This is a genomic window from Protofrankia sp. Cr1, assembly GCF_963555865.1.
Classification (GTDB): Bacteria; Actinomycetota; Actinomycetes; order Frankiales; family Frankiaceae; genus Protofrankia.
Genome location: NZ_CAUVXO010000212.1, coordinates 7096 through 8604 on the forward strand (window position 1 = coordinate 7096; position 1509 = coordinate 8604).

The window sequence follows — 1509 nt, forward strand, 5'->3', positions numbered from 1 at the left end:
GTCGCGCCGACCGTCAACGGCTGCGGCCAGCGTTGCGGAGGTATTGACGACAATGAGATCGCCGGGTTCGAGAAAGTCGGTCAGATCGGCGAAGCGGGTATGACGGACTCCCAGCTCGTCCGCAACCAGCAGGCGGACGCCGTCGCGCCGCAGACCTCGTGCTTCGGGCGGCATGGTCGCGCTTGCCTGCGCCGGCAGCACGAACCGTGTCCGGGCGACGGGACGCTCCGTCATCACGACACCGGCCCGACGGCGGTGTCAACCGCGGCAGTGTCACCCACAGCGGTGCTGTCCCTCACGCGGTAACGGCCGCTGGCCGGACGCTCATCGACCAGCCGTAGCAGAGCAGGTACCACGGTCTCCGGCGCGGGCCGGTCGCTGATGTCCTCCCCCGGGAATGCCTGCTGATGCAGCTGTGTACGCATGTCGCCGGGATCGAAGGAATAGGCGCGCAACAACGGCCGCTCGACGGCGAGCACCGCGGTCAGCTGATCCAGCGCGGCCTTCGCCGAACCGTACCCGCCCCAACCCGGGTACGCCTCGACGGCCGCGTCCGAGCTGACGTTCACGATGCTGCCGGCGCTTTCGGCCAGCAACGGGAGCATGAGCTGCACCAGCGCCAGCGGCGCGAACACGTTGACGTCGTAGACACGCGCCAGCTCGTCGAAGGGGTAATCGGCAAGCTCGGGCTGCGGACTCGGCCCCAGCACGCTCGCATTGTTGACAAGCAGATCGAGGCGGCCGTGCTGGTGCACGGCGGCGGCGAGAGCCGTCCGGTGTCGCGGATCCGCGACGTCGCCGGAGATGGTCGTGACTGTGACGTTGGGACGAGTGACGTTGGGACGATTGGCGGCGGCCGTCAGCTCCCCGGCCACTGTCTGCAGGGCGTCGGCGCCCCGCGCGTCGATGACGAGCGACCAGCCCCGGGCTGCGAGTGCCCGGGCGGTTGCCCGGCCAAGCCCGCGGGATGCTCCGGTGACGAGTGCGACCGGCATGAGGTCTCCTTTTGCCGTGGCAGCAATTGAACGCCATACTGGTAGTTGAAGTTAGCTTTAAGTCAAGAGATCCGATCGGATCGGCACCCGGATCCAGGGAGGCACCGATGCTGTCCACGGACCTGCTCACGGTCGGCGAGGTCGCTCGGCGCAGCGGCTTCGCAGCGTCGGCACTGCGCTACTACGAACGTGAGGGGCTCCTCAGCGCCGCACGCACGTCCGGTGGACAGCGCCGGTACGAACGTCACATTCTGCGCCGGCTCGCCTTCATCCGCGCCGCACGCAACGTCGGCCTCAGCCTCGACGAGGTAGCCGCGGCGCTGGCGGAGCTACCCGGTGGCCGAACGCCCACCAAGGCGGACTGGACAAAGCTGTCCCGCGGTTGGCGCACACGTCTCGACGACCAGATCACCGCGCTGACAGCCCTACGCGACGGGCTTGACTCCTGCATCGGTTGCGGATGCCTCTCCCTGCAACTGTGCGCGATGTCCAACCCGGCCGACGTCGCGGCACG

General features: G+C 68.6%; 3 protein-coding genes. 1 reads left to right on the forward strand and 2 read right to left on the reverse strand.

The window, feature by feature from the left end; genetic code table 11:
* Both U9980_RS16480 and U9980_RS16485 read right to left on the reverse strand, forming a co-directional pair.
* A partial coding sequence (locus U9980_RS16480) for an S-adenosylmethionine:tRNA ribosyltransferase-isomerase (RefSeq protein ID WP_322768726.1) occupies window positions 1–234 on the reverse strand: 234 nt, incomplete at its 3' end.
* The gene (locus tag U9980_RS16485; RefSeq protein WP_322768727.1) at window positions 234–995 is read right to left on the reverse strand and encodes an SDR family NAD(P)-dependent oxidoreductase; all 762 of its coding nucleotides are present in this window, start codon (window positions 993–995) and stop codon (window positions 234–236) included. The genes U9980_RS16480 and U9980_RS16485, both read right to left, overlap by 1 nt.
* 107 nt (window positions 996–1102) lie before the next feature.
* On the opposite strand from U9980_RS16485, the gene soxR reads away from it, so the two are divergent.
* Window positions 1103–1509 (forward strand): redox-sensitive transcriptional activator SoxR (gene soxR / locus U9980_RS16490; RefSeq protein ID WP_322768728.1); only part of this gene is annotated, 407 nt, incomplete at its 3' end.

Excerpts from the sequence above, each read along its gene's own strand:
- U9980_RS16485 (WP_322768727.1), bottom strand. The coding sequence starts at position 995 with ATGCCGGTCGCACTCGTCACCGGAGCATCCCGCGGGCTTGGCCGGGCA.